The sequence below is a fragment of the Pseudomonas sp. genome (genome assembly GCF_040514055.1).
Classification (GTDB): Bacteria; Pseudomonadota; Gammaproteobacteria; order Pseudomonadales; family Pseudomonadaceae; genus Aquipseudomonas.
Window position 1 is genome coordinate 63,897 of sequence record NZ_JBEVDL010000056.1, and the last position, 24,802, is coordinate 88,698.

Genomic DNA, 24,802 nt, shown 5'->3' on the forward strand with positions numbered 1-24,802 from the left:
AGGGAGTCCGCATGCATAAGAAGATTCGCCAGCTCAGCTGTACCTTGCTGATGCTCGGCAGCACCGCCCTGTCCGCCGCAGAACCGGCCCAATGCCGCAACGTACGCATGGGCGTGGTTAACTGGACCGACGTGATCGCCACCAGTGCCATGACCCAGGTGCTGCTCGACGGCCTGGGCTACCGGACCAAACAGACCAGCGCCTCCCAGCAGATCATTTTCGCCGGCATCCGCGACCAGCGTCTGGACCTGTTCCTCGGCTACTGGAATCCGATCATGACCCGTGCCATCACCCCCTTTATCGAGGCCAAGCAGGTGCGGGTACTGAACACGCCCAGCCTGGAGGACGCTCGCGCCACCCTGGCCGTGCCCACCTACCTGGCCGAACAAGGACTGAAAACCTTTGCCGACATCGCCCGGTTCGAGGCGCAGCTGGGCGGCAAGATCTACGGCATCGAGCCGGGCTCGGGGGCCAATACGCAGATCAAGGAAATGATCGCGAAAAACCAGTTCGGCCTGGGCAACTTCCAGCTGGTGGAATCCAGCGAGGTGGGCATGCTCTCGGCGGTAACCCGGGCGATGAAACGCCAGGAAGCCATTGTCTTCTTCGGCTGGGCGCCGCACCCGATGAACGTCAACCAGGCCATGGTCTACTTGACCGGTAGCGACGACGCCCTGGGGCCGGATGAAGGTCGCGCCACGGTCTGGACCGTGACGGCCGCGGACTACGCCAGCCGCTGCCCGAACATCGACAAGCTGCTGCACAACCTGACCTTCAGCGCCGCCGACGAGAGCCGCATGATGCAACCCCTGCTCGATCACCAGGACCCGCTGGAGTCGGCGAAAAAGTGGCTGCGCGATCACCCACAGGACCAGCAACGCTGGTTACGCGGCGTGACCACCTTCGACGGCCGTCCGGCCGCCGAGCACCTGCAACTGTCCCTCCAGCCCTGACCCTCGTACCTGAATGCCGCGCAGCAGCGCCACGCTGCGCGGCGGTTTACCCTGCCTCAAGGAACGCCCCATGAACCATGACGTCATCATCACCTGCGCACTGACCGGTGCGGGCGATACCTGCGGGAAAAGTCACCGGGTCCCCATCACCCCCAAACAGATCGCCGACGCCGCGGTGGAAGCCGCCAAGGCCGGCGCCACCGTGGTGCACTGCCATGTCCGCGACCCGCTGACCGGCCGCTTCAGCCGCGATGTGGCGCTGTACCGCGAACTGATGGAGCGCATCCGCGAGGCGGATGTGGACATCATCGTCAACCTCACCGCCGGCATGGGCGGGGACCTGGAAATCGGCCCCGGTGAGCGGCCGATGGCCTTTGGCAACAACAGCGACCTGGTCGGCCCCCTGGCGCGCCTGGCCCACGTGGAGGAACTGCTGCCGGAAATCTGCACCCTGGATTGCGGCACCCTGAACTTCGGTGACGGCGACAGCATTTACGTCTCCACCCCGGCGCAGTTGCGGGCCGGTGCCCGGCGCATCAGCGAGCTGGGGGTGAAGGCCGAACTGGAGATTTTCGACACCGGTCACCTGTGGTTCGCCAAGCAAATGATTCAGGAGGGTCTGCTCGACGACCCGCTGTTCCAGCTGTGCCTGGGCATTCCCTGGGGCGCTCCGGCCGACACCACCAGCATGAAGGCCATGGTCGACAACCTGCCCGCCAGCTGCACCTGGGCGGCCTTCGGCATTGGCCGCATGCAAATGCCCATGGCCGCCCAGGCGGTGCTGCTGGGCGGCAACGTGCGGGTCGGCCTGGAAGACAACCTCTGGCTGGACAAGGGCGTATTGGCCAGCAATGGCCAGTTGGTCGAGCGGGTCGGCGAAATTCTCAGCCGCCTGGGCGCGCGCATTCTGACCCCGGCCCAAGGCCGGCAGAAGATGAACCTTGCCAGCCGCACCTGACTGTCCCGCTGCCCTGTCGTCACTCGAATCACCGCCACTTACCGGAGCCCGCATGACCTTTATCACCTCGATCAACACCTTCGCCGCTCTGGGGAGCGGCGTCATTGGCAGCGGCTGGGTGGCGCGCGCCCTGGCCCACGGCCTGGATGTCATCGCCTGGGACCCGGCCCCCGGCGCCGAGGTCGCGTTGCGCCAGCGGGTCGCCAACGCCTGGGACGCCCTGGAGCGCCAGGGCCTGTCGCCGGGGGCGTCGCAACAACGGCTGCGGTTTGTCGACACCCTGGAAGCCTGCGTGTCCGACGCCGATTTTATCCAGGAAAGCGCTCCGGAACGCCTGGAGCTGAAACGCGAGTTGCACGGAAAAATCAGCGCGGCGGCCAAGCCCGATGCCTTGATCGCGTCCTCCACCTCGGGGCTGTTGCCCAGCGAGTTCTATACCACGGCCCGGCACCCCGAGCGCTGCCTGGTCGGCCATCCGTTCAACCCGGTTTACCTGCTGCCGCTGGTGGAAGTGGTCGGCGGTCGCGACACAGCTCCGGCCGCGGTGCAGGCCGCCATCCAGGTCTATCAGACCCTGGGCATGCGCCCCTTGCACGTACGCAAGGAAGTGCCGGGCTTTATCGCCGATCGCCTGCTCGAAGCGCTGTGGCGCGAAGCCCTGCACCTGGTGAACGACGGGGTGGCCAGCACCGGCGAGATCGACGACGCGATCCGCTTCGGCGCGGGCCTGCGCTGGTCGTTCATGGGCAGCTTCCTGACCTACACGCTGGCCGGCGGTGATGCCGGCATGCGCCACTTCATGGCGCAATTCGGCCCCGCCCTGAAGCTGCCCTGGACCTACCTGCCGGCCCCGGAACTGACCGAACAATTGATCGACAGCGTGGTGCAGGGCACCCGCGAACAGCAGGGCCAACGCAGCATCGCCGCACTGGAGCGTTACCGCGACGACTGCCTGCTGGCGGTGCTGGAGGCGGTCAGGGCCACCAAGGCGCGCCACGGCTTCGGTTTCGCAGAATGAGCCTGACCGCCGAGGACCGCCGCATGCCCGCACCGCTCACGACTTACCAGACCCTCATCCTGCCCGAATGGACCGATTACAACGGCCATTTGCGTGACGCCTTCTACCTGCTGGTTTTCAGTTACGCCACCGATGCGCTGATGGACCATCTGGGCCTGGACAGCGCCCACCGTGAGGCCAGCGGCCATTCGCTGTTCACCCTGGAGTGCCACCTCAACTACCTGCACGAGGTCCGGCAAGGAAGCCGGGTGCAGGTCCGCACGCAGCTGCTGGGCCACGACCACAAACGCTTGCACCTGTACCACAGCCTGCACCTGGGGGCCGCCGCGCAGAGTCTGGCGGCCAGCGAGCAACTGTTGCTGCATGTCGCACTGGGCGGAGCGGACGGGGCGCGCTCGGCCGCCTTCAGCGGCGAGGTGGCGCGCCGGATCGAGGCCCTGGGCAATGCCCACCGCCACCTGCCACGGCCGGCCTGGACCGGCCGCGTGATTGGGCTGCCGGCCTGATCACGCCGTTGCGCGCCCCTGCACCGAAAACGACCTGCGCGTACGCATGCCAGCCATGCGGGTCAAACGCCCCCTTGCCGATCCGGCCCCGGCTGCGCAGAATCGGGAGTCGCGCCGTGCCGCAAAGGCGGCGGCTCAACCCCCACGTGAGGAACCTTGCGCATGATGCACGCCGACCTGATCGACCAGGATGATTTGCGCGAACGCCTGCAGGCCGCGGGTTTCGATGTGCCGCCCGGCGCCACCGCCGAACAGGCCTGTGAACGGGTGTTGCTGGGGCTCGATGCGGTCCGCGCGCGCGCCCTGCGCCTGCTGGTCGAGCAGCTGCTGGCCAGCGGCGCGGTGATGCTGCCGGCCGTGCGCGAGGCCATTGCCCGGCAATTGCTGCCGGCCCTGGCCGAGTATCGCCAGCAGCACGGCTGAGTCGCTCCGGGGCAAAACGCTTGCGGGCAGGCGACGCGCCATTCCATTGAGCTGGATCAACAAGCACCCTGCGCTGCGCTTCCTATACTGGCATCAGCCTTTTACTGATGACTCGTTTGGAGTGTGTTATGCGCAAGCCTCTGCTCGCCCTGCTTACCCTGGCCCTCGCGGCGCCGTTCGCCCCGCTCGCCCAGGCCCACACCGCGGGCGACATCATCATTCGCGGCGGCGCGGCAACGGTCGATCCCCATGAAGACAGCAGCCGTATTTCCACCACGGCCACCGGCGCCATTGGCGACACCTCGGCAGGCGTGGACAGCAGCACCCAGCTGGGCCTGACCGGCACCTATATGTTCACCGATCACCTGGGGATCGAGTTGCTGGCCGCGACGCCCTTCAGCCATGACATCAGCGTCAGCGGCCTCGATGCCGCCCTGGGCGCCGCCAACGGTACCTTCGACGGTAGTTTCGCCGATGCCAAGCAGCTGCCGCCGACCCTGTCGCTGCAGTACTACCCGCTGGACAGCCAGTCCAAGGTGCAACCCTATGTCGGCGCGGGCCTGAACTACACGCTGTTTTTCGACGAAGGCCTGACCAGCCGGCAGAAAACCAACGGCTTCAGCAACCTCGAACTGGACGACAGTTTTGGCCTGGCGCTGCAGGCCGGCATGGACGTGATGTTGACCGACAATATCCTGGTCAACGCCGCGGTCTGGTACATCGACATCGACACCCAGGCGACCGCCGAACACAGCGCGCTGGGCAAGGTGAAGGTCGATGTGGACATCGACCCCTGGGTCTATATGGTCGGCCTGGGTTACAAGTTCTAAGCCTGTAAAGCGGGCCTCGCGCATGCTGCGCCTGGCCGGTGAGTCTGCGTCGCCGGCCGGTCGTTCGACAGGCCGGCTTTTTTAGGCCTGCTCGGCCAGTCCGAGCAGGCGTGCCAGCCCGGTCTCGAGCGGTGTCGGCGGCGCCAACCGATACCGCGTCAGCAGGCGCTGGTTGTTCGCCCGGGAATGGCGGATATCGCCGGCGCGTGCGGGCAGGTGCTGCACCGGCGGCAAGCCACCGAGCAGCCCGTCGATGACCCGCAGCAGCTGGTTGAGGCTGACGGCCTGATTGAGGCCGACGTTGATCGCCCCCAGCGGCACCTGGGGCGCAAGCAGCGCCTGTGCCAGCACCGCCACCAGGTCGCCGACATAAAGGAAATCGCGGGTTTGCTCGCCATCGCCGAAGACGCTGATCGGCAGGCCCTTGAGCGCCCGCTCGGTGAAGATGCTGATCACCCCGGAATAGGGCGACGACGGGTCCTGGCGCGGGCCGAAGATATTGAAGAAGCGGAATACCACCGGTTCCAGGCCATGCTCGCGGCGGTAGAAGTCCAGGTAATACTCGCTGGCCAGCTTGTCCACCGCGTAGGGCGTCAGCGGCGCCTTGGGCGTGTCCTCGTCGATCGCCTGGCCGTCGCCGTGCTGGCCGTAAACCGCCGCGCTCGAGGCGAACAGCAGCCGCTTGACGCCCAGCGTCGCCATTGCTGCACACACGTTCAGGGTACCGACGAAGTTGCTCTGGTGGGTGCCGAGCGGGTCGTCCACCGAAGCCTGCACCGAGGCCACCGCGGCCAGGTGCACCACCGCCTGGCAGCCGTCCATGACCCGCCGCACCAGCGCCGCATCGGCGACATCGCCGTCGATCAGCTCCAGCCGGGCATGCGCCAACGGCAGGTTGCCAGCCTTGCCGGTGGACAGGTTGTCCAACACCCGCACCGCATAACCCTGCTGCAGCAGCAGGTCGACCAGGTGCGAGCCAATAAAACCGGCGCCCCCGGTGATCAGGATGGGCCCCTCAGACATGTCGATAATACCTGTCCAGCAGCGCCGGCAACGCAGAGCGCCAGGCCCGCGGTTTGATGCCGAAGGTGTGCAGGATCTTCTTGCAGGCCAGTACCGCGTGCTGCGGTTCCTCGGCGGCGTCCGGCCGGGCGGCGTGGGCCTGGGGCGTCAGGGTTTCCACGCGCAGTGTGCGCAGGCTGCGTGCCTCGGTGACGATGGCCTGCCCCAGGGCCAGCGGCGTGGTCGCCTCATGCCCACCGTAGTGATAGGTCCCCCACAAGGGAGCGGCGCAATCCAGTTGTTTGAGGACCGCAATGATCACCCGCGCGGCATCTTCGACCGGAGTCGGGTTGCCCCGTCGGTCATCGGCCAGAAACACCTCGCTCTCCTGCTCGGCGCAGCGCAGAAAGCGCCCCAGCTGTCCCTGAGCACTGTCATCGAGCAACCAGCCAAAACGCAGCAACACATGCCTTGGACAGACCGCCCTCACCCGCTGCTCCATGCGCCAGAGGGCCTGCCCCCGGGCGCCGCGCGGCGCGGGGTCTTCCTTTTCGCTGTAGGCGGTCGCCCGCGCGCCGTCGAACACCTGGTATGTGGACGGCTGCAGCAGCCGGATTTCATGGTGCTGGCACAACTCGGCCAGGCGCTCGACGGCACTTTCCTGGGCAGCCAGGCGATCTTCATCGACCCCCTCGGCCTGGAACCAGTCGAAGTAATACGCCAAGTTGATCAAGGCGTCGGGGCGGGTCTCGTCGAGCAAGTGGGTCAGGCTGGCCGTGTCCCAGCCCTCATCGGGTGGCCGCGGCGCCAGGAAGCCGATGTCTTCCTCGGCCCCGAGACGAATCAGGGCCTGCCCCAATGCGTTACCACCGCCCAATAACATCAGACGCATCTGCATGGAAATCGGATCAACTCGTGTGGCTGGATAGTCGCGCCGTCGGCGGGCCAGGCGACGCGCGCCCGGCGCACGGATAACCGGCGGGGCGGCAACATCGACCGGAATAGCACCGGCATGCGCTCGAAAAGGGTGCTCGGATCCGGCAGCTGCTTCGGCTGTGCCCGCCAGCCCCAGCCGCCTGCGGCCGCACAAAGCGCACCCTGGACTGTAACTGTCGTGGCGGGCCGTCGCGCGACGCCGGTTCGGACAGGCCTTAGTATGCCGATTTTCCGTCCGGTCTGCAGAATCGACGTGTCAGGGGCCAGCGGTTCAGGCCGGGAGGCCAGGCCTGAGGTGATGACGGCCCCACGAGGGTTCTAGCCGCCCTCGCCGCGGCGGAATTTTTCGTGGAACAGCGGGATCTGTCGCAGCGCATGCCAGGCGGCCGCGTCTATCACCTGCTTGCGCTCGCCCGCGAACCACTGGGTGCGGGAAAACAGCCGCGAACCGTAGCCCGTCGCGAACCCCCAGGCAAAACACAGGGTGCCAGGCCGAACACCGTCCATGGACTCCGGGCCCGCGATGCCGGTGGTCGCCACCGCGACATTGGCCTGGCCACCGCGCAGGGCGCCTTGCACCATTTCCCGCGCTACCTGTTCGCTGGTCAGGCCGAAGGTCTCGATGCAGTGCGCCGAAACCCCCAGCACCCGACGCTTGGCGTCCTCGGAATACACCACGTAACCGGCGTCCAGGCAGGCGCCACAGCCCGGTACGCGGGCAAGCAGCTCGACTATCTTGCCTGCCGTGCAAGACTCGGCCGTGGCCAGCATCAGACGGTGAGCCTTGAGATAGTCGATCAGCGCTTCGAGGGTATCGGACTGCGCCATGGGCAGGGCTCCGGGGGCCAAGGGTCTGTCAACTAGGAGGCAGCGGCCGCGTTAAAGTTGCAGGGCACGGTCTCGGCTGAACCAATTCGCTCGCCGCTCGCTCAATGCTGGAAACGGGCCAGCACCTTCGCCGTGCAGGTGCGCCGATCGCCCGCAGGGAACGGGACGGCACAAGGAGGTTTGCATGAACGATAGCCTATGGCATTGGGCACTCGGCGCGGGTGTGCTGGTCGTAGTCAACCTGTGGCTGGTGGCCAATATTTTGCGCACCGATCGCAGTATCCCGACCCAGATCAGCTGGAGCCTGATTGTGGTGTTGCTACCCCTGCTGGGCTGGATTGCCTGGGGCATAGCCGGGCCACGCAGCTATAAGCCCGTCAGTTCTGACGAACAGAGCAAGTAGCCAGGGCTAACACTTGCAGCTTGCAGAAGGACTGTCTGACGGATGCCGTTCTCGGCCCGGCCTCAAACGACTCGACTCAGACAGGCCTGAAGGGCGCGTGCAAATGCCCCGCCGGAAGCGGGGCATGCCGGGTGCGACGAGTCGGGTCTACAGCCGGTGCATTCAAACGTGACGACGATTGGACGCGGCGGCATAGCGGCTCAGACGGGCGCGTGGCACCAGCAGCGCATCGCCGTAGGTCGGCAGGGCGAAGCGGTTCTGGCTCTGCAGCTTCTGGATTTCCGGTGCGCTGCCGGTGGTCAGGGCCAGATCACGGCGCAGGGCTTCGACCACCCAGGCGCGTTCCTTGCTCGACACACATTGTTGGCTGGTCAATGCACGACGCAGCGTCATGCTGTCGGCTTCCAGGCTGATCACCGCACCACCATCAGGGCGGGCCTGGATAGCCACTGCAAAAGCGGGGAAGGCGTTCGAGAATTCCTTGAGGACTTCGTTCATTTTTATTGGACTCGGGCAGTAGAGAGGACCCGAGGACAAATGCAGCTGCCGTGCCAATCTAACGACCTATATAAATCAACAACTTACAGAACAATAACAAAAATACATCATGCAAAATGCAAGATTGCCGTTGGTCCGAACGTGCAAATTGCCGCCTCCGCTGCAGACGCTGGTTGTCGGAACGGACGCCAAGGCCGATAAGCCAACCGGCACCGCCGCACCATCGCCAACGCCCCAGGCGGGCGGCGTCAGGACCACAGGGCGTTAAGTCAACACATAGCCCTGACATTGATGCCCGCCCGCGCCGTGCCTCGATCGATGCACAGGCGGTACCGCGGCACTTTTCAGGGCACGCCCCACGACACATCGGCACAGTCAGCGTTTCGCCTCTCCCGCCTGAGGCTGCCTGAAACGCAAAACCCCCGCAGGGCGGGGGTTTCGGTGTAACACCAGGACAGGGAACGCTTAGAACGGAATATCGTCGTCGAAGCTGTCGTAATCCGGAGCCGGTTGGGCGGCCGGTTGCTGTTGCGGGGCCGGACGCGATTCGCGCGGGGCTTGCTGCTGGTCACGCTGGGGCTGCTGACGCGGCGCCGATTGGCGCGGGGCGGAATCATCACCGCCACGGCCGCCAAGCAGCTGCATGGTGCCGCCCAGGTCGACGACGATCTCGGTGGTGTAGCGCTTGACGCCGTCCTTTTCCCACTCACGGGTCTGCAAGCGGCCTTCGATATAGACCTGTGACCCTTTACGCAGGTATTCGCCGGCGATTTCCGCGACCTTGCCAAAGAAGGCCACACGGTGCCATTCGGTGCGCTCTTGCTGCTGACCGGTCTGCTTGTCTTTCCAGCTGTCGGTCGTGGCCAGGGTGACGTTGGTCACGGCGTTACCGTTGGGCAGGTAACGGGTTTCCGGGTCGCCGCCGACGTTGCCAATCAAGATGACTTTGTTAACCCCACGGGCCATAACTTTCTCCTAGGCTTCAGCACGCCGGGGCGCCAGGTCGATCAGGCGCTCGAGGGACGTGCGATCCACTTGTTCGGTATCGACTTTGATATAGATGGCGGCCTCGACGGCAACCACCACGGCATCGGTTACTCCCGCCACGGCCCGCAGACGCTCGATCAGCGTGGCGTCCTGCAGCGCTTGAGGCGACAACGGCAAGCGCAGGCTCGTGACATAGGGAGGCTCCTTCATAGTAACAGCAAAGACCAGCCAGAGGGCGCAGAGCGCGGCGCAACCGACAAAGACGCTGGCCAGGCCGCCGTGCTGGTAGAGCCAACCGCCCAGCATGCCACCCAGCGCCGCGCCGAGGAACTGGCTGGTGGAATAGACGCCCATCGCCGTGCCCTTGCCGCCGGCCGGTGCGACCTTGCTGATCAGCGAGGGCAAGGACGCCTCAAGCAGGTTGAAGGCGGTGAAAAACACCAGGGTGCCGATGACCAGGGCCCGCAGGCTGTCGCCAAACAACCCGAAGAACAGCTCGCTCAGCAGCAACACGGTCACCGCACCGAGCAGCACCCGCTTCATCTGGCGCTTTTTCTCGCCGTAGATGATAAAGGGCACCATGGCGAAAAAGCTCACCAGCAGCGCGGTCAGGTAGACCCACCAGTGCTGCTCTTTGGGCAGGCCGCCACGTTCGACCAGCGCCAGGGGCAAGACCACGAAACTGGCCATCAGGATGGCGTGCAGCACGAAGATACCCAGGTCCAGGCGCAGCAGCTCCGGATGGCGCAGCGTGGTGCCGAAGGCCTCGCGCGCCACCCCGGATTCGCGGTGTTGCAGCGGCCCCTCGGCCTGGGGCACCAGCCAGGCGACCAGGCCGAGGCCGGACAGGGCCATGCCGGCGGTGGCCCAGAACAGCCCGGAGAGGCCAAAGGCGCGGGTCAGCAACGGGCCGGCCACCATGGCAACGGCGAACGACAGGCCGATGCTCATGCCGATCATGGCCATGGCCTTGGTCCGGTGCTGCTCGCGGGTCAGGTCCGACAGCAGCGCCATGACCGCCGCGGAGATCGCCCCGGCGCCCTGCAGCACCCGACCGGCGATCACCCCCCAGATCGAATCGGCATTGGCCGCCAGCACGCTGCCGGCGGCGAAGATCAGCAACCCGACGTAGATCACCGGTCGCCGGCCAATGCGGTCGGAGAGCATGCCAAAGCCGATCTGCAGGCAGGCCTGGGTCAGCCCATAGGCACCGATGGCCACACCAATCAGGGTCGGCGTGGCGCCCGCCAGGTCCATGCCGTAGGTCGCCAGGACCGGCAGGACCATAAACATGCCCAGCATGCGGAAGGCGAACACCAGCGCCAACCCGGCCGCGGCTCGGGTTTCGCGGCTGTTCATACGCTCGCTGTGGGGATCGTGCATGAGTCGGACCCTGTGGAAAACCGGTCGCGATTCTACCAGTCTGGACGACCAAGAGCCCATGCAAAAGCGTCGCAGGGCTGCCGACCGAACCCTGGCGCCTCTTCAGGAGTCATAGCGGTGTTCGGCATTTTGCCGCAAGGGCGCGGTCGGCCGTATACTCGGGGGTTTACGCCCGCCATGCGAGGCCGCAGTGGACAAGATATTGATTCGTGGGGCTCGGACCCACAACCTGAAGAACATCGACCTGACCCTGCCACGGGACAAGCTGATCGTGATTACCGGGCTCTCGGGTTCGGGCAAATCTTCCCTGGCCTTCGACACCCTGTACGCCGAAGGGCAGCGCCGCTACGTCGAATCCCTGTCGGCCTATGCCCGGCAGTTTCTGTCGATGATGGAAAAGCCGGACGTCGACACCATCGAAGGCTTGTCGCCGGCGATCTCTATCGAGCAGAAGTCCACCTCGCACAACCCCCGCTCCACCGTGGGCACCATCACCGAGATCTACGACTACCTGCGCCTGCTCTATGCGCGGGTGGGCATTCCACGCTGCCCCGACCACGACCTGCCGCTGGAGGCGCAAACCGTCAGCCAGATGGTCGACCAGGTGCTGGCACTGCCCGAAGGCAGCAAGCTGATGCTGCTGGCCCCGGTGATCCGCGAACGCAAGGGCGAGCACCTGGCGGTGTTCGACGAGCTGCGCGCCCAGGGTTTCGTGCGGGTACGGATCAACGGCAAGCTCCACGAGCTGGATGAACTGCCCAAGCTCGACAAGCAGAAAAAACACAGCATCGATGCCGTGGTCGACCGTTTCAAGGCCCGCGGCGACCTGCAGCAGCGCCTGGCGGAGTCGTTCGAGACCGCGCTCAAACTGGCCGATGGCCTGGCGCTGGTGGCCCCGATGGACGATGAACCGGGCGAGGAGATCATATTTTCCGCCCGCTTTGCCTGCCCGGTCTGCGGCCACTCGATCAGCGAGCTGGAACCCAAGCTGTTCTCCTTCAACAACCCGGCTGGCGCCTGTCCGACCTGCGACGGCCTGGGGGTCAAGCAGTTCTTCGACATCAAACGTCTGGTCAACGCCGAGCTGACCCTGGCCGAGGGGGCGATCCGCGGCTGGGACCGGCGCAACGTCTATTACTTCCAGATGCTGGGCTCGCTGGCGGCGCATTACGGTTTCAGCCTGGAAGTGCCCTTCCAGGACCTCAGCGCCGAACAACAGAAGCAGATCCTGCACGGCAGCGGCCGCGAGAGCATCGACTTCCGTTACCTCAACGACCGCGGCGACATCGTCAAGCGCGCCCACCCCTTCGAGGGCATAGTGCCCAACCTGGAGCGGCGTTACCGCGAGACCGAGTCGCAGACCGTGCGCGAGGAGCTGGCCAAGTTCCTCAGCACCCAGCCCTGCCCGGACTGCCGCGGCACCCGCCTGCGGCGCGAGGCGCGGCACGTCTGGGTCGCCGAGAAAACCCTGCCGGCGGTCACCGCCATGCCGATCGGCGATGCCACCGAGTATTTTGGCGGCCTGTCGCTGACCGGCCGGCGCGGCGAGATCGCCGACAAGATCCTCAAGGAGATCCGCGAGCGCCTGCAGTTCCTGGTCAATGTCGGGCTGGACTACCTGACGCTCGACCGCAGTGCCGACACCCTCTCCGGCGGTGAGGCCCAGCGCATTCGCCTGGCCAGCCAGATCGGCGCCGGCCTGGTGGGCGTGATGTATATCCTCGACGAACCGTCCATCGGCCTGCACCAGCGCGACAACGAACGCCTGCTCGGCACCCTGCGCCATCTGCGCGACATCGGTAATACGGTCATCGTGGTCGAGCACGACGAGGACGCCATCCGCATGGCCGACTACGTGGTCGACATCGGCCCCGGCGCCGGCGTCCATGGCGGCCGGATCGTCGCCGAAGGCACCGCGGCCGAGGTCATGGCGCACCCGGATTCCCTGACCGGCAAGTACTTGTCGGGCCGCGAGAAGATTCGCTACCGGGCCGAACGCACACCGCGCGACAAGAAGCTGTCGATCAAGCTCAAGGGCGCGCGCGGCAACAACCTGCGCAATGTCGACCTGGAAATCCCGATCGGCCTGCTGACCTGCGTCACCGGGGTGTCCGGTTCGGGCAAGTCGACCCTGATCAACAACACCCTGTTCCCGCTCAGCGCCACCGCGCTGAACGGCGCCACCACCCTGGAAGCGGCAGCCCACGACAGTTGCGACGGCCTGCAGCACCTGGACAAGGTGGTCGACATCGACCAGAGCCCGATCGGCCGAACCCCGCGCTCCAACCCGGCCACCTACACCGGCCTGTTCACGCCGATCCGCGAGCTGTTCGCTGGCGTGCCGGAATCCCGTTCGCGCGGTTACGGCCCGGGGCGCTTCTCCTTCAACGTCAAGGGCGGGCGCTGCGAAGCCTGCCAGGGCGATGGCCTGATCAAGGTGGAGATGCACTTCCTGCCGGACATCTACGTGCCGTGCGACGTGTGCAAGAGCAAACGCTACAACCGCGAAACCCTCGAGGTGAAGTACAAGGGCAAGAACATCCACGAGGTGCTGGAGATGACCATCGAGGAGGCCCGGCCGTTCTTCGACGCGGTGCCGGCCCTGTCGCGCAAGCTGCAGACCCTGGTGGACGTCGGCCTGTCCTATATCAAGCTCGGCCAGTCGGCCACCACCCTCTCGGGCGGCGAGGCGCAGCGGGTCAAGCTGTCACGCGAGCTGTCCAAGCGCGATACCGGCAAGACCCTGTATATCCTCGACGAACCTACTACGGGCCTGCACTTCGCCGATATCCAGCAACTGCTCGACGTGCTGCACCGCCTGCGCGACCACGGCAATACGGTGGTGGTGATCGAACATAACCTGGACGTGATCAAGACCGCCGACTGGTTGGTGGACCTGGGGCCCGAAGGCGGCTCCAAGGGCGGCCAGATCATCGCGGTCGGCACCCCCGAGGAGGTGGCGGAGATGACCCAATCCCATACCGGTTATTTCCTCAAGCCGCTGCTGGCACGGGATAAAGCCTGAGCGTTGACGGGGAGCTGAGCGGGCAGCCGGAGACGTATCGCACCTGGGTTCCTGCCTTCGCGGGAACGACGGGGAGCTTAGTACCGCCTCCGGGCGATACCGCCTTGAGGGACGCTCAGCAACGTAGGGTGGCTAACGCCTTTACTTAGCCACCACACACCGCCCGAACTGCCAGCTAACTAGCCTGCCTGGGACTGCAGGTAGTTTTCCAGGCCGATACGCTGGATCAGGCCCAGCTGCTGCTCCAGCCAGTAGGTATGGTCTTCCTCGGTGTCGCCCAGCTGCACGCGCAGGATATCGCGGCTGATGTAGTCGCCTTCGGCCTCGCACAAGGCGATGCCCTGGCACAGGGCCGCACGGACCTTGTATTCCAGGCGCAGGTCGCTGGCGAACATCTCAGGCACAGTGGTGCCCACATCCAGGTCGTCCGGGCGCATGCGCGGCGTGCCTTCGAGCATCAGGATCCGCCGGATCAAGGCATCGGCGTGCTGCGCCTCCTCCTCCATCTCGTGGTTGATGCGGGTGTACAGATGAGTGAAGCCCCAGTCCTCGTACATCCGCGAATGGACGAAATACTGGTCGCGCGCGGCCAATTCACCTGCCAGCAGGCCGTTAAGGTAATCGAGAACGAGCGGCGATCCCTTCATGGGAATCTTCTCCGGGCAAAAGTCGATTTTGACCCATGGATGGCCACAGGTCACCCTATTCCCGGCGACCAACACCCATAACGCACAAACCGCCCCGAGAGGGCGGTTTGGCGAAGGTGCAGGTTCCGCGCCTGAAGATCAGCCCAGTGCGATGCCCAGCGCCTCGGCGACGCCTTGGCCGTACGCCGGATCGGCTTTCAGGAAATGGCCGATCTGGCGCAGCTGTACATCGGGCGTCACGCTGGCCATGGCCCCGGCGATATTGCCGATCAGCAGCGCCTGCTGCCCGGCGTCCATCAGGCGGAACAGGGCGCCAGCCTGGCTGTAGTAGTCCTCGTCGACCCGATGATCATACCGATCGGCCGCACCGCTGAGGGTCAAGGCCGGCTCCGCGTACCGGGGCGCCTGATGTGGCGTGCCCGCCACACTGTTGGGCTCGTAGTTCGGCGCCGCCCCACCATTGCCATCGAAGCGCATGGCGCCGTCGCGCTGGTTGTTATGGTACGGGCAGCGCGGCGCATTGATCGGCAATTGCTGGTGGTTGGTACCCACCCGATGCCGCTGGGCATCGGCATAGGCGAACACCCGCCCCTGCAGCATGCGGTCTGGCGACAGACCGACACCGGGTACCAGGTTGCTCGGGGCAAAGGCCGCCTGCTCGACCTCGGCGAAGTAGTTCTGCGGGTTGCGGTTAAGCTCCAGCTCGCCCACCTCGATCAACGGGTAATCCTTTTGCGACCAGGTCTTGGTTACGTCAAAGGGGTTCTCTGGATGCGCCTCGGCCTGGGCCTCGCTCATGACCTGCACGCAGACCGCCCACTTCGGGAAATCGCCCCGCTCGATCGCGCCGAACAGGTCGCGCTGGGCGTAGTCCGGGTCGCTGCCGGCCAGGCGTTCGGCGTCGGCCGGAGCCAGGTTCTTGATGCCCTGGCGGGTCTTGTAGTGCCACTTGACCCAGTGCCGCTCACCCGCGGCATTGATCAGGCTGAAGGTATGGCTGCCGAACCCGTGCATAAAGCGGTAGCCGTCCGGGATACCCCGATCGGAGAACAGGATGGTCACCTGGTGCAAGGATTCGGGTGACAACGACCAGAAGTCCCACATCATCTGCGGGCTCTTCAGATTGCTTTGCGGCAGACGCTTTTGGGTGTGGATAAAGTCCGGGAACTTGATGGCGTCGCGGATAAAGAACACCGGAGTGTTGTTGCCCACCACGTCCCAGTTGCCTTCGTTGGTGTAGAACTTCACCGAGAACCCCCGGGGATCACGCTCGGTATCCGCCGAGCCACGCTCGCCACCTACGGTGGAAAAACGGATAAAGATCGGCGTCTGCTTGCCCACCGCGGAGAACAGCTCAGCGCGGGTCAGGTGGCTGATGTCACGGGTGACGGTAAAGGTGCCATGGGCGCCCGAGCCTTTGGCGTGCACCCGGCGCTCGGGGATGACTTCCCGATTGAAGTGCGCCAGCTTCTCGATCAGGTGAAAATCCTCGAGCAGCAAGGGTCCACGGGGCCCGGCAGTGCGGGAGTTCTGGTTGTCGGCAACCGGGATGCCACTGGCGGTGGTCAGGATAGGCGTCTGGCTCATCGGGGTGTCTCCTCTCAGGTCTAACAGCTGAACTGCGCCAGCGATGGACTGAGATTAAGCCGCCCAACGGAAGTGAGCCAATATATTGAGCGCAACAGCGCGTTAGCTTTTATCTATCAGGAGTAGTTTTTCGCCAGTTAGGGGCCGAATGCCTTGAGGACGTCATGTGAAAGCGCTGTATGGCTGTGAAGCACTTGGGGGCCCGCAGGCCACCCTGGGTTCGCTGTCAGTCCCGTACGGGCAGGACAGCCGATACGGACAAGGTCCCTGGATACCCGCCTACGCGGGTATGACGGTGCTTGGGACGTATCGAAGGTTTGTCCTGCCCGAGGTGCAATGCCGCTGGATGGCCAGCACGAGCCCCAGTCACCCGCAGGCCGCCTCGGCCTCCCGTCGTTCCCGTGCAGGCGGGAACCCAGGTGCGCGGAGTTTCTGTTGCTCCCCCCTGGATACCCGCCTACGCGGGTATGACGGTGCTTGGGACGTATCGAAGGTTTGTCCTGCCCGAGGTGCAATGCCTCTGGATGGCCAGCACGAGCCCCAGTCAGCCGCAGGCCGCCCCGGTCCACCGTCGTTCCCGCGAAGGCGGGAACCCAGGTGCGCGGAGCTGCTGCTGTTGCCTACTGAAGATCCGTATGCCCAGGTATGGCCGAAGTCCGGGAGGTATTTAGGGGGAGCACGACTGTGCGGGACAGTTGACGGTGGCAGGAAACGCTCAAATGAAAGCGCCCCCCTAAAAAGCAGGCATAAAAAAACCGGGCCCAGGGCCCGGTTTTTTCTACAACCTACGACTTACTCTGCAGCTTCTACTTCGCCACCGACCGGACGGTCGACCAGCTCAACATAAGCCATAGGAGCGTTGTCGCCCGTACGGAAACCGCACTTGAGGATACGCAGGTAACCGCCCTGACGGGTGGCGTAGCGCTTGCCCAGGTCGTTGAACAGCTTGCCGACGATGGCTTTCGAACGAGTACGGTCGAAGGCCAGACGGCGGTTAGCCAAACTATCCACTTTAGCCAGAGTGATCAGCGGCTCGGCAACCCGACGCAGTTCCTTGGCCTTAGGCAGGGTAGTTTTGATCAGCTCGTGCTCAAACAGCGACACCGCCATGTTCTGAAACATGGCCTTGCGGTGAGCGCTGGTGCGGCTCAGGTGACGACCACTCTTACGATGACGCATGGTTCAATTCCTTACCAAACTCACGTTCGGTGATTACGACGATCAGGCCGTGGCCTTGTCGTCCTTCTTAAGACTTGCCGGCGGCCAGTTGTCGAGGCGCATGCCGAGGGACAGACCACGCGAGGCCAGAACGTCCTTGATCTCAGTCAAGGATTTCTTGCCCAGGTTCGGCGTCTTCAACAACTCCACTTCGGTGCGCTGAATCAGGTCACCGATGTAGTAGATGTTTTCGGCCTTGAGGCAGTTGGCCGAACGCACGGTCAGTTCCAGGTCATCGACGGGACGCAGCAGGATCGGATCGATCTCGTCTTCCTGCTCGATCACCACGGGTTCACTGTCACCTTTGAGGTCGACGAACGCGGCCAACTGCTGTTGCAGAATGGTCGCGGCCCGACGGATGGCCTCTTCAGGATCCAGGGTACCGTTGGTTTCCAGATCGATAACCAGCTTGTCTAGGTTAGTGCGCTGCTCAACACGGGCGTTTTCCACCACGTACGCCACACGACGTACCGGGCTGAAAGAAGAATCCAGCTGCAAGCGACCGATGCTGCGGCTTTCGTCTTCATCACTCTGGCGCGAGTCGGCCGGCTCATAGCCGCGACCACGTGCCACAGTCAGCTTCATGTTCAGTGCGCCGTTAGATGCCAAATTGGCAATAACGTGATCACCGTTGACGATCTCGACATCATGATCCAGCTGAATATCGGCAGCGGTCACTACGCCCGAGCCCTTCTTCGCCAGTGTCAGAGTCACTTCGTCGCGACCGTGCAGCTTGATAGCCAGACCTTTGAGGTTGAGCAGGATTTCGATGACGTCTTCCTGAACACCTTCGATGGCGCTGTACTCATGGAGTACACCGTCAATTTCGGCCTCAACTACTGCACAGCCAGGCATGGAGGACAACAGGATGCGACGCAACGCATTGCCCAGGGTGTGGCCAAAGCCACGCTCGAGAGGCTCGAGAGTGATCTTGGCGCGGGTCGGACTGACCACCTGCACATCAATGTGACGGGGGGTCAGGAACTCATTTACCGAAATCTGCATGGATGCACCTATTTTCTAGCCCTTACTTGGAGTAGAGCTCGACAATCAGGCTTTCGTTGATGTCGGCGGACAGATCGCTGCGAGCCGGCACGCTTTTGAACACGCCAGATTTTTTCTCAGTGTCCACGTCAACCCACTCAACACGACCGCGCTGAGCGCAGAGTTCGAGGGCCTGGACAATGCGCAGTTGATTCTTCGCCTTCTCGCGGATAGCGACCACGTCACCCGGACGAACCTGGTAGGACGGGACATTAACGGTTTTGCCGTTGATGCTGATCGACTTGTGCGAAACCAATTGACGCGATTCGGCACGAGTGGAGCCGAAGCCCATACGATAGACGACGTTGTCCAGACGGCATTCGAGCAGTTGCAGCAGGTTCTCACCGGTAGCGCCTTTACGACCGGCTGCTTCCTTGTAGTAACCGCTGAACTGGCGCTCGAGCACGCCGTAGATACGACGGACTTTCTGCTTTTCACGCAGTTGGGTGCCGTAGTCGGACTGGCGGCCGCGGCGTTGGCCGTGGATACCGGGGGCTGCTTCGATGTTGCACTTCGATTCGATAGCGCGGACGCCACTCTTCAAGAAGAGATCGGTGCCTTCACGACGAGACAGTTTGCACTTGGGACCAATGTAACGAGCCATTTTCTACTGTCTCCTGATTACACGCGACGCTTCTTCGGCGGACGGCACCCGTTATGCGGGATGGGCGTCACGTCGGTGATGCTGGCGATCTTGTAACCGCAGCCGTTCAATGCACGGACAGCGGACTCACGACCCGGACCGGGACCCTTGACATTCACGTCGAGGTTCTTCAGGCCGTATTCCAGCGCAGCTTGACCAGCACGTTCAGCAGCCACCTGGGCAGCGAACGGGGTGCTCTTGCGTGAACCGCGGAAACCCGAACCACCGGAGGTTGCCCAGGACAGCGCATTACCTTGACGGTCAGTGATGGTCACAATGGTGTTGTTGAAAGACGCGTGGATATGGGCGATGCCATCGACCACTGTCTTTTTGACTTTCTTACGAGGACGAGCAGCAGGTTTTGCCATGACTAGAGTCCTGTCGATTCGCGAATGCGATTACTTGCGGATCGGCTTACGCGGGCCCTTACGGGTACGCGCGTTGGTCTTAGTACGCTGACCGCGAGCCGGAAGGCCGCGACGATGGCGCAGACCGCGGTAGCAGCCCAGGTCCATCAAGCGCTTGATTTTCATGTTGGTTTCGCGACGAAGGTCACCTTCAGTGGTGAGCTTCGCGACTTCGCCACGCAACAGTTCAATCTGCTCGTCGCTCAGATCTTTGATTTTTACCGCGGGATTGACACCAGTGGTTGCACAGATTTTGTGCGCACTGGTCCGACCGACACCAAAGATGTAGGTCAGCGAGATAACAGTATGCTTGTTATCCGGAATGTTTACGCCTGCAATACGGGCCATTCAGTGGGACTCCATTTGACAGCTACCTACGCCCCGGAAGCCAAGAAATAGGGCGCGAGATACTAACGCTGTAGTAACAAATAATCAACCCGGCAGCGCACTAGCTGCCGGGCTTTAACGTCTAGCTCACACTCAGCCTTGGCGCTGCTTGTGACGCGGTTCCGCACTGCAAATCACCCGAACCACACCTTCACGGCGGATAATCTTGCAGTTACGGCACAGCTTTTTCACCGATGCACGAACTTTCATCACCAACTCCTCGAACCTTATGGCTACCTCAGCGCATCATGCCGCTGCCGTAACCCTTCAGGTTGGCTTTCTTCATCAGGGATTCGTACTGGTGCGAAACGAGGTGCGATTGTACTTGCGACATGAAGTCCATCACAACCACCACCACGATCAGCAACGAGGTCCCGCCAAGGTAGAACGGTACGTTGGCAGCCACCACCAGGAACTGGGGCAGCAGGCACACGGCCGTCATGTACAGGGCTCCGAACATGGTCAAACGGGTCAGCACGCCATCGATATAGCGCGCCGACTGTTCGCCTGGACGAATGCCCGGAATAAAGGCACCGGACTTCTTCAGGTTTTCCGCTACGTCTTTCGGGTTGAACATCAGCGCTGTGTAGAAGAAGCAGAAGAAAACGATCCCTGCACTAAACAGCAAAATGTTCAACGGCTGACCTGGAGCGATCGCCTGTGAAATATCCTGCAGCCAGCCCATACCGGTGGACTGACCAAACCAGGCACCCAGCGAAGCCGGGAATAACAGAAGGCTGCTGGCGAAAATCGCCGGGATAACCCCGGCCATGTTCACCTTCAACGGCAAGTGGCTGGTCTGCGCGGCAAACACCTTGCGGCCCTGCTGACGCTTGGCGTAGTGCACCGCAATACGGCGCTGACCACGCTCAATGAACACCACGAAACCGATGATCGCTACGGCCAGCAGACCGATGGCGATCAGGGCGAAGATATTGATATCGCCCTGCCGAGCAGACTCGAAAGAATGCCCGATCGCCGACGGCAAGCCGGCTACGATGCCCGCAAAAATCAGCATCGAAATACCGTTGCCAACACCTCGCTCGGTGATCTGCTCGCCCAACCACATCATAAACATTGCACCCGCCACAAAGGTGGTGACTGCAACGAAGTGGAAGCCGAAATCGACCGAGAACGCGACACCCTGTCCCGCCAAGCCCACGGACATGCCGAAGGCTTGAACAAAGGCCAGGATCAAGGCGAGGTAGCGGGTGTATTGGCTGATCTTGCGACGACCAGCCTCACCTTCCTTCTTCAACTGTTCCAGCTGTGGGCTGACCGCGGACATCAGCTGCATGATGATCGATGCCGAGATGTACGGCATGATCCCCAGTGCAAAGATGCTCATCCGCTCCAGCGCACCGCCGGAAAACATGTTGAACAAGCTAAGAATGGTCCCCTCATTCTGTCGAAACAGGTCCGCCAGCCGATCAGGGTTAATGCCCGGCACTGGAATGTGTGCGCCGATCCGATAGACGATGATCGCCATAAACAGAAAACGCAGTCGAGCCCAGAGCTCGGATAACCCGCCATTGCTGAGCGCTGAGAGAGCACCTTGCTTAGCCATTTAGTCCTCGAACTTGCCGCCAGCTGCTTCGATAGCCGCACGCGCACCTTTGGTGGCGGCGATCCCTTTAAGGGTGACAGCACGAGTAATCTCGCCGGACAGCATGATTTTCACACGCTGGACGTTTTGATTAATCAGGTTGGCATCCTTCAAGGTCTGCACGGTTACAACGCCGCCTTCCACCTTGTTCAGCTCGGAGGTACGCACTTCTGCGCGGTCCATAGCCTTGAGGGAGACGAAGCCGAACTTCGGCAGACGACGGTGCAGCGGCTGTTGACCGCCTTCAAAACCCGGAGCGATGGTGCCACCGGAGCGGGAGCTTTGACCTTTGTGGCCACGGCCACCGGTCTTGCCCAAACCACTGCCGATACCACGGCCCGGACGATGCTTTTCGCGACGGGAACCCGGCGCTGGACTCAGATCATTGAGTTTCATCGATTAAGCCTCGACTCGCAGCATGTAGTAAGCCTTGTTGATCATCCCGCGGTTCTCGGGAGTATCCAGCACTTCTACGGTGTGACCGATGCGACGCAGACCCAGACCCTTGACACACAGTTTGTGGTTAGGGATACGGCCGGTCATGCTTTTGATCAGGGTAACTTTGACAGTTGCAGTCGTCATGATCAGAAGATCTCCTGAACAGTCTTGCCGCGCTTGGCAGCAATGGACTCAGGGGATTGCATGGCTTTCAGACCCTTGAAGGTGGCATGAACCACGTTCACCGGGTTAGTCGAGCCGTAGCACTTGGCCAGAACGTTCTGCACACCGGCCACTTCCAGCACGGCGCGCATGGCACCGCCGGCGATGATACCGGTACCTTCCGAAGCAGGCTGCATGTACACCTTGGAGGCGCCATGGCCGGACTTCATCGCGTACTGCAGGGTGGTACCGTTAAGGTCCACTTGAATCATGTTGCGACGAGCGGCTTCCATTGCTTTCTGGATAGCAGCCGGCACTTCACGAGACTTGCCGCGACCGAAACCAACACGACCCTTACCATCACCCACCACGGTCAACGCGGTGAAAGTGAAGATACGGCCGCCTTTTACGGTCTTGGCAACGCGGTTAACCTGAACCAGCTTCTCGATGTAGCCTTCGTCGCGCTTTTGGTCGTTATTTGCCATAACTTAGAACTCCAGCCCGCCTTCACGAGCAGCATCAGCCAGTGCCTTGACACGACCGTGGTACTTGAAGCCAGAACGGTCAAAGGCAACCTGAGTGACACCGGCGACTTTCGCACGCTCGGCCACCAGCAGCCCAACCTTTTTGGCAGCGTCGACGTTGCCAGTGGCACCATCACGCAGTTCTTTGTCCAAAGTCGAGGCGCTGGCCAGGACCTTGCTGCCGTCGGCCGAGATGACCTGGGCGTATATATGCTGCGAGGAGCGGAACACGCAGAGACGCACGACTTCCAGCTCGTGCATTTTCAGGCGTGCTTTGCGAGCGCGACGCAGTCGGGTAACGTTCTTGTCGGTCATTTGCTATGCCCTACTTCTTCTTGGCTTCTTTACGACGGACGACTTCGTCTGCGTAACGCACACCTTTGCCTTTATAGGGCTCTGGTGGACGGAAGTCGCGGATCTCAGCGGCCACCTGACCAACCAACTGCTTATCAATACCCTTGATCAGGATATCAGTCTGGCTGGGAGTTTCAGCGGTGATGCCTTGCGGCAAGTCATAATCCACCGGATGCGAGAAGCCGAGAGCCAGGGACAGCACTTCGCCTTTAGCCTGTGCTTTGTAACCTACGCCGACCAGCTGCAGCTTGCGCTCGAAGCCTTGGCTGACGCCGATTACCATGTTGTTAACCAACGCACGGGTGGTACCGGCCATTGCGCGAGTCTGCTGGTCGCCATTGCGGGCTGCGAAACGCAACTCACCGGCTTCCTGGACCACTTCAACGGACGAATGAACATTTAGGTCTAGAGTGCCCTTGGCACCCTTCACCGAAAGCTGTTGGCCGGCCAGTTTGATTTCAACGCCAGCGGGCAGCTTAACGGGGTTCTTAGCAACGCGAGACATGCTTATCCCCCCTTAGAACACTGTGCAAAGGACTTCGCCGCCGACACCGGCAGCGCGCGCAGCACGATCCGTCATCACACCCTTGTTGGTGGAGACGATGGACACGCCAAGACCGCCACGAACTTTAGGCAGATCCTCGACGGACTTGTACTGACGCAGGCCTGGACGGCTGACGCGCTTCACTTCCTCGATGACCGGACGGCCTTCGAAGTACTTCAGCTCGATGGTCAACAACGGCTTGATGTCGCTGCTGATCTGAAAATCCGCTACGTAGCCTTCGTCCTTGAGGACCTTGGCTACCGCCACCTTCAACGTGGAAGAAGGCATGCTTACGACGGACTTTTCAGCCATCTGGGCATTACGGATACGAGTTAGCATGTCCGCTAACGGGTCCTGCATACTCATGGGCTAGACGCTCCTGTTACTGAAAGAATTAGCCTTGCGGCTACTGCCACCAAAACGCCGGGCACATTCGAACCCGGGCTCTGGCGAGCCGAACATTCTAGAGACTGCTTAAAAATGAATCAAGCCCCAAAAGGGGCTTGATTCACTATCGCTGGAACCACCCCACCGTCTTACCGACCAACGGGGCAGCTCACGAGACGCCTTACCAGCTGGCTTTCACCAGACCTGGTACGTCGCCGCGCATGGCCGCCTGGCGCAGCATGTTACGGCCGAGGCCGAACTTGCGGTACACGCCATGTGGACGACCGGTCAGACGGCAACGGTTACGCATGCGCGAAGCGCTGGCGTCACGGGGTTGCTTCTGCAAAGCGATCTGGGCTTCCCAGCGCGCTTCCGGCGTAGCGTTCAGATCAACGATGATCGCCTTGAGCTCAGCACGCTTTTTCGCGTACTTGGCAACCGTTTGCTGACGCTTCAGCTCGCGGTTTTTCATGCTTGTCTTGGCCATGTCCTACTCCAATCAGTTGCGGAACGGGAATTTGAAAGCACGCAGCAAGGCGCGACCTTCATCATCCGAACGAGCAGTGGTGGTCAGGGTAATGTCCAGACCGCGCAGGGCATCGATCTTGTCGTAGTCGATTTCCGGGAAAATGATCTGCTCTTTAACGCCCATGCTGTAGTTGCCACGACCGTCGAAGGACTTGGCATTCAGGCCGCGGAAGTCGCGAACCCGAGGCAGGGAGATCGACAGCAGACGATCCAGGAACTCGTACATACGCTCACGGCGCAGGGTCACCTTGACGCCGATCGGCCAGCCTTCGCGGACTTTGAAGCCAGCGATGGACTTGCGAGCGTAGGTCACGATGACTTTCTGACCGGTGATCTTTTCCAGATCAGCTACCGCGTGCTCGATGATTTTCTTATCACCGATCGCTTCGCCCAGACCCATGTTCAGGGTGATCTTGGTAATGCGCGGAACTTCCATCACGTTACCCAGCTTCAGTTCTTCCTGGAGCTTGGGCGCGATTTCCTTCCGGTAAATCTCTTTCAGTCGTGCCATGGTCTTCTACCTAGCAGTGTTCAAGCATCAACCGCTTTTTGGGTCGACTTGAAGACACGAATTTT

The 24,802-nt window shown here is 62.5% G+C and carries 31 protein-coding genes; 8 read left to right on the forward strand and 23 right to left on the reverse strand.

Annotated features, from left to right (window positions below):
• Nucleotides 1-11 precede the first annotated feature (11 nt).
• The 6 genes from choX (at nucleotide 12) to ABWY06_RS13325 (ending at nucleotide 4,688) form a co-directional block, all read left to right on the forward strand.
• On the forward strand, nucleotides 12-953 hold the full coding sequence (gene choX / locus ABWY06_RS13300; RefSeq protein ID WP_353926037.1) for a choline ABC transporter substrate-binding protein: 942 nt from the start codon (nucleotides 12-14) through the stop codon (nucleotides 951-953).
• Between the two features lie 70 nt (nucleotides 954-1,023).
• Complete coding sequence (gene cdhC / locus ABWY06_RS13305; RefSeq protein WP_353926038.1) at nucleotides 1,024-1,911, forward strand: 3-dehydrocarnitine:acetyl-CoA trimethylamine transferase CdhC; 888 nt, start codon at nucleotides 1,024-1,026, stop codon at nucleotides 1,909-1,911.
• A 52-nt stretch (nucleotides 1,912-1,963) separates the two neighbouring features.
• Nucleotides 1,964-2,929: an L-carnitine dehydrogenase gene (locus tag ABWY06_RS13310; RefSeq protein ID WP_353926039.1), complete on the forward strand. Its 966-nt coding sequence runs from the start codon at nucleotides 1,964-1,966 to the stop codon at nucleotides 2,927-2,929.
• 23 nt (nucleotides 2,930-2,952) lie between these two features.
• The gene (locus tag ABWY06_RS13315) at nucleotides 2,953-3,435 is read left to right on the forward strand and encodes a thioesterase family protein (protein ID WP_353926040.1); all 483 of its coding nucleotides are present in this window, start codon (nucleotides 2,953-2,955) and stop codon (nucleotides 3,433-3,435) included.
• 162 nt (nucleotides 3,436-3,597) lie between these two features.
• Nucleotides 3,598-3,858, forward strand: a complete 261-nt coding sequence (locus ABWY06_RS13320; RefSeq protein ID WP_353926041.1) for a hypothetical protein — start codon at nucleotides 3,598-3,600, stop codon at nucleotides 3,856-3,858.
• Nucleotides 3,859-3,986: 128 nt separating this feature from the next.
• Complete coding sequence (locus tag ABWY06_RS13325; protein ID WP_353926042.1) at nucleotides 3,987-4,688, forward strand: OmpW/AlkL family protein; 702 nt, start codon at nucleotides 3,987-3,989, stop codon at nucleotides 4,686-4,688.
• Nucleotides 4,689-4,769: 81 nt separating this feature from the next.
• On the opposite strand, the gene ABWY06_RS13330 is transcribed toward ABWY06_RS13325, so the two are convergent.
• From ABWY06_RS13330 to ABWY06_RS13340, 3 genes are all read right to left on the reverse strand, one after another.
• Nucleotides 4,770-5,711: an NAD-dependent epimerase/dehydratase family protein gene (locus tag ABWY06_RS13330; RefSeq protein WP_353926043.1), complete on the reverse strand. Its 942-nt coding sequence runs from the start codon at nucleotides 5,709-5,711 to the stop codon at nucleotides 4,770-4,772.
• The gene (locus tag ABWY06_RS13335; protein WP_353926044.1) at nucleotides 5,704-6,588 is read right to left on the reverse strand and encodes a sugar nucleotide-binding protein; all 885 of its coding nucleotides are present in this window, start codon (nucleotides 6,586-6,588) and stop codon (nucleotides 5,704-5,706) included. Before ABWY06_RS13335 ends, ABWY06_RS13330 begins: the two co-directional genes overlap by 8 nt.
• Before the next feature lie 356 nt (nucleotides 6,589-6,944).
• On the reverse strand, nucleotides 6,945-7,454 hold the full coding sequence (locus ABWY06_RS13340; protein WP_353926045.1) for a CinA family protein: 510 nt from the start codon (nucleotides 7,452-7,454) through the stop codon (nucleotides 6,945-6,947).
• A 184-nt stretch (nucleotides 7,455-7,638) separates the two neighbouring features.
• On the opposite strand from ABWY06_RS13340, the gene ABWY06_RS13345 reads away from it, so the two are divergent.
• Nucleotides 7,639-7,857 carry a PLD nuclease N-terminal domain-containing protein gene (locus ABWY06_RS13345; protein WP_353926046.1) on the forward strand — a complete coding sequence of 73 codons (219 nt, stop codon included), beginning with the start codon at nucleotides 7,639-7,641 and terminating at the stop codon, nucleotides 7,855-7,857.
• Between the two features lie 162 nt (nucleotides 7,858-8,019).
• Here the strand turns inward: ABWY06_RS13345 and ABWY06_RS13350 are convergent, their stop codons facing one another.
• The 3 genes from ABWY06_RS13350 to ABWY06_RS13360 all read right to left on the reverse strand — a co-directional run bounded on the left by ABWY06_RS13350 (nucleotide 8,020) and on the right by ABWY06_RS13360 (nucleotide 10,725).
• Nucleotides 8,020-8,355, reverse strand: coding sequence for a DUF3509 domain-containing protein (locus ABWY06_RS13350; RefSeq protein ID WP_353926047.1), 336 nt, complete (start codon nucleotides 8,353-8,355; stop codon nucleotides 8,020-8,022).
• A 465-nt stretch (nucleotides 8,356-8,820) separates the two neighbouring features.
• Entirely contained in the window at nucleotides 8,821-9,321 is a 501-nt protein-coding gene (locus tag ABWY06_RS13355) for a single-stranded DNA-binding protein (protein WP_353926048.1), read from the reverse strand.
• Nucleotides 9,322-9,330: 9 nt separating this feature from the next.
• The gene (locus ABWY06_RS13360) at nucleotides 9,331-10,725 is read right to left on the reverse strand and encodes an MFS transporter (protein WP_353926049.1); all 1,395 of its coding nucleotides are present in this window, start codon (nucleotides 10,723-10,725) and stop codon (nucleotides 9,331-9,333) included.
• 190 nt (nucleotides 10,726-10,915) lie between these two features.
• On the opposite strand from ABWY06_RS13360, the gene uvrA reads away from it, so the two are divergent.
• Nucleotides 10,916-13,750, forward strand: coding sequence for an excinuclease ABC subunit UvrA (uvrA, locus tag ABWY06_RS13365; RefSeq protein ID WP_353926050.1), 2,835 nt, complete (start codon nucleotides 10,916-10,918; stop codon nucleotides 13,748-13,750).
• A gap of 179 nt (nucleotides 13,751-13,929) precedes the next feature.
• Here the strand turns inward: uvrA and bfr are convergent, their stop codons facing one another.
• The 17 genes from bfr to rplE form a co-directional block, all read right to left on the reverse strand.
• Nucleotides 13,930-14,397 carry a bacterioferritin gene (gene bfr / locus ABWY06_RS13370; protein WP_353926051.1) on the reverse strand — a complete coding sequence of 156 codons (468 nt, stop codon included), beginning with the start codon at nucleotides 14,395-14,397 and terminating at the stop codon, nucleotides 13,930-13,932.
• A gap of 138 nt (nucleotides 14,398-14,535) precedes the next feature.
• The gene (locus ABWY06_RS13375; protein WP_353926052.1) at nucleotides 14,536-15,984 is read right to left on the reverse strand and encodes a catalase; all 1,449 of its coding nucleotides are present in this window, start codon (nucleotides 15,982-15,984) and stop codon (nucleotides 14,536-14,538) included.
• Between the two features lie 792 nt (nucleotides 15,985-16,776).
• Nucleotides 16,777-17,163, reverse strand: coding sequence for a 50S ribosomal protein L17 (rplQ, locus tag ABWY06_RS13380; RefSeq protein WP_353926053.1), 387 nt, complete (start codon nucleotides 17,161-17,163; stop codon nucleotides 16,777-16,779).
• A 42-nt stretch (nucleotides 17,164-17,205) separates the two neighbouring features.
• A complete protein-coding gene (locus ABWY06_RS13385; RefSeq protein WP_108096518.1) occupies nucleotides 17,206-18,207 on the reverse strand; it encodes a DNA-directed RNA polymerase subunit alpha in 1,002 nt (333 codons plus the stop codon).
• 22 nt (nucleotides 18,208-18,229) lie between these two features.
• A complete protein-coding gene (rpsD, locus tag ABWY06_RS13390; RefSeq protein ID WP_353926054.1) occupies nucleotides 18,230-18,850 on the reverse strand; it encodes a 30S ribosomal protein S4 in 621 nt (206 codons plus the stop codon).
• 17 nt (nucleotides 18,851-18,867) lie between these two features.
• Entirely contained in the window at nucleotides 18,868-19,257 is a 390-nt protein-coding gene (gene rpsK / locus ABWY06_RS13395; protein WP_002555466.1) for a 30S ribosomal protein S11, read from the reverse strand.
• A 30-nt stretch (nucleotides 19,258-19,287) separates the two neighbouring features.
• Nucleotides 19,288-19,644 carry a 30S ribosomal protein S13 gene (rpsM, locus tag ABWY06_RS13400; protein WP_353926055.1) on the reverse strand — a complete coding sequence of 119 codons (357 nt, stop codon included), beginning with the start codon at nucleotides 19,642-19,644 and terminating at the stop codon, nucleotides 19,288-19,290.
• A 132-nt stretch (nucleotides 19,645-19,776) separates the two neighbouring features.
• The gene (gene rpmJ, locus ABWY06_RS13405) at nucleotides 19,777-19,893 is read right to left on the reverse strand and encodes a 50S ribosomal protein L36 (protein ID WP_002555468.1); all 117 of its coding nucleotides are present in this window, start codon (nucleotides 19,891-19,893) and stop codon (nucleotides 19,777-19,779) included.
• A gap of 28 nt (nucleotides 19,894-19,921) precedes the next feature.
• Entirely contained in the window at nucleotides 19,922-21,250 is a 1,329-nt protein-coding gene (secY, locus tag ABWY06_RS13410; RefSeq protein WP_353926056.1) for a preprotein translocase subunit SecY, read from the reverse strand.
• Nucleotides 21,251-21,685 carry a 50S ribosomal protein L15 gene (gene rplO / locus ABWY06_RS13415; RefSeq protein ID WP_353926057.1) on the reverse strand — a complete coding sequence of 145 codons (435 nt, stop codon included), beginning with the start codon at nucleotides 21,683-21,685 and terminating at the stop codon, nucleotides 21,251-21,253.
• Nucleotides 21,686-21,688: 3 nt separating this feature from the next.
• The gene (gene rpmD, locus ABWY06_RS13420) at nucleotides 21,689-21,871 is read right to left on the reverse strand and encodes a 50S ribosomal protein L30 (RefSeq protein ID WP_353926058.1); all 183 of its coding nucleotides are present in this window, start codon (nucleotides 21,869-21,871) and stop codon (nucleotides 21,689-21,691) included.
• Nucleotides 21,872-21,873: 2 nt separating this feature from the next.
• The gene (rpsE, locus tag ABWY06_RS13425; RefSeq protein WP_353926059.1) at nucleotides 21,874-22,374 is read right to left on the reverse strand and encodes a 30S ribosomal protein S5; all 501 of its coding nucleotides are present in this window, start codon (nucleotides 22,372-22,374) and stop codon (nucleotides 21,874-21,876) included.
• Between the two features lie 3 nt (nucleotides 22,375-22,377).
• Entirely contained in the window at nucleotides 22,378-22,728 is a 351-nt protein-coding gene (gene rplR, locus ABWY06_RS13430; RefSeq protein WP_353926060.1) for a 50S ribosomal protein L18, read from the reverse strand.
• A gap of 10 nt (nucleotides 22,729-22,738) precedes the next feature.
• The gene (rplF, locus tag ABWY06_RS13435) at nucleotides 22,739-23,272 is read right to left on the reverse strand and encodes a 50S ribosomal protein L6 (RefSeq protein WP_353926061.1); all 534 of its coding nucleotides are present in this window, start codon (nucleotides 23,270-23,272) and stop codon (nucleotides 22,739-22,741) included.
• A gap of 12 nt (nucleotides 23,273-23,284) precedes the next feature.
• Entirely contained in the window at nucleotides 23,285-23,677 is a 393-nt protein-coding gene (gene rpsH, locus ABWY06_RS13440) for a 30S ribosomal protein S8 (protein WP_353926062.1), read from the reverse strand.
• A gap of 202 nt (nucleotides 23,678-23,879) precedes the next feature.
• Entirely contained in the window at nucleotides 23,880-24,185 is a 306-nt protein-coding gene (rpsN, locus tag ABWY06_RS13445; RefSeq protein WP_353926063.1) for a 30S ribosomal protein S14, read from the reverse strand.
• Between the two features lie 12 nt (nucleotides 24,186-24,197).
• A complete protein-coding gene (rplE, locus tag ABWY06_RS13450; protein ID WP_353926064.1) occupies nucleotides 24,198-24,737 on the reverse strand; it encodes a 50S ribosomal protein L5 in 540 nt (179 codons plus the stop codon).
• Nucleotides 24,738-24,802: the final 65 nt, after the last annotated feature.

Coding starts and splice junctions, on each gene's coding strand:
- choX (WP_353926037.1), top strand. CDS start 12: ATGCATAAGAAGATTCGCCAGCTCAGCTGTACCTTGCTGATGCTCGGC.
- cdhC (WP_353926038.1), top strand. CDS start 1,024: ATGAACCATGACGTCATCATCACCTGCGCACTGACCGGTGCGGGCGAT.
- ABWY06_RS13310 (WP_353926039.1), top strand. CDS start 1,964: ATGACCTTTATCACCTCGATCAACACCTTCGCCGCTCTGGGGAGCGGC.
- ABWY06_RS13315 (WP_353926040.1), top strand. CDS start 2,953: ATGCCCGCACCGCTCACGACTTACCAGACCCTCATCCTGCCCGAATGG.
- ABWY06_RS13320 (WP_353926041.1), top strand. CDS start 3,598: ATGATGCACGCCGACCTGATCGACCAGGATGATTTGCGCGAACGCCTG.
- ABWY06_RS13325 (WP_353926042.1), top strand. CDS start 3,987: ATGCGCAAGCCTCTGCTCGCCCTGCTTACCCTGGCCCTCGCGGCGCCG.
- ABWY06_RS13330 (WP_353926043.1), bottom strand. CDS start 5,711: ATGTCTGAGGGGCCCATCCTGATCACCGGGGGCGCCGGTTTTATTGGC.
- ABWY06_RS13335 (WP_353926044.1), bottom strand. CDS start 6,588: ATGCAGATGCGTCTGATGTTATTGGGCGGTGGTAACGCATTGGGGCAG.
- ABWY06_RS13340 (WP_353926045.1), bottom strand. CDS start 7,454: ATGGCGCAGTCCGATACCCTCGAAGCGCTGATCGACTATCTCAAGGCT.
- ABWY06_RS13345 (WP_353926046.1), top strand. CDS start 7,639: ATGAACGATAGCCTATGGCATTGGGCACTCGGCGCGGGTGTGCTGGTC.
- ABWY06_RS13350 (WP_353926047.1), bottom strand. CDS start 8,355: ATGAACGAAGTCCTCAAGGAATTCTCGAACGCCTTCCCCGCTTTTGCA.
- ABWY06_RS13355 (WP_353926048.1), bottom strand. CDS start 9,321: ATGGCCCGTGGGGTTAACAAAGTCATCTTGATTGGCAACGTCGGCGGC.
- ABWY06_RS13360 (WP_353926049.1), bottom strand. CDS start 10,725: ATGCACGATCCCCACAGCGAGCGTATGAACAGCCGCGAAACCCGAGCC.
- bfr (WP_353926051.1), bottom strand. CDS start 14,397: ATGAAGGGATCGCCGCTCGTTCTCGATTACCTTAACGGCCTGCTGGCA.
- ABWY06_RS13375 (WP_353926052.1), bottom strand. CDS start 15,984: ATGAGCCAGACGCCTATCCTGACCACCGCCAGTGGCATCCCGGTTGCC.
- rplQ (WP_353926053.1), bottom strand. CDS start 17,163: ATGCGTCATCGTAAGAGTGGTCGTCACCTGAGCCGCACCAGCGCTCAC.
- ABWY06_RS13385 (WP_108096518.1), bottom strand. CDS start 18,207: ATGCAGATTTCGGTAAATGAGTTCCTGACCCCCCGTCACATTGATGTG.
- rpsD (WP_353926054.1), bottom strand. CDS start 18,850: ATGGCTCGTTACATTGGTCCCAAGTGCAAACTGTCTCGTCGTGAAGGC.
- rpsK (WP_002555466.1), bottom strand. CDS start 19,257: ATGGCAAAACCTGCTGCTCGTCCTCGTAAGAAAGTCAAAAAGACAGTG.
- rpsM (WP_353926055.1), bottom strand. CDS start 19,644: ATGGCCCGTATTGCAGGCGTAAACATTCCGGATAACAAGCATACTGTT.
- rpmJ (WP_002555468.1), bottom strand. CDS start 19,893: ATGAAAGTTCGTGCATCGGTGAAAAAGCTGTGCCGTAACTGCAAGATT.
- secY (WP_353926056.1), bottom strand. CDS start 21,250: ATGGCTAAGCAAGGTGCTCTCTCAGCGCTCAGCAATGGCGGGTTATCC.
- rplO (WP_353926057.1), bottom strand. CDS start 21,685: ATGAAACTCAATGATCTGAGTCCAGCGCCGGGTTCCCGTCGCGAAAAG.
- rpmD (WP_353926058.1), bottom strand. CDS start 21,871: ATGACGACTGCAACTGTCAAAGTTACCCTGATCAAAAGCATGACCGGC.
- rpsE (WP_353926059.1), bottom strand. CDS start 22,374: ATGGCAAATAACGACCAAAAGCGCGACGAAGGCTACATCGAGAAGCTG.
- rplR (WP_353926060.1), bottom strand. CDS start 22,728: ATGACCGACAAGAACGTTACCCGACTGCGTCGCGCTCGCAAAGCACGC.
- rplF (WP_353926061.1), bottom strand. CDS start 23,272: ATGTCTCGCGTTGCTAAGAACCCCGTTAAGCTGCCCGCTGGCGTTGAA.
- rpsH (WP_353926062.1), bottom strand. CDS start 23,677: ATGAGTATGCAGGACCCGTTAGCGGACATGCTAACTCGTATCCGTAAT.
- rpsN (WP_353926063.1), bottom strand. CDS start 24,185: ATGGCCAAGACAAGCATGAAAAACCGCGAGCTGAAGCGTCAGCAAACG.
- rplE (WP_353926064.1), bottom strand. CDS start 24,737: ATGGCACGACTGAAAGAGATTTACCGGAAGGAAATCGCGCCCAAGCTC.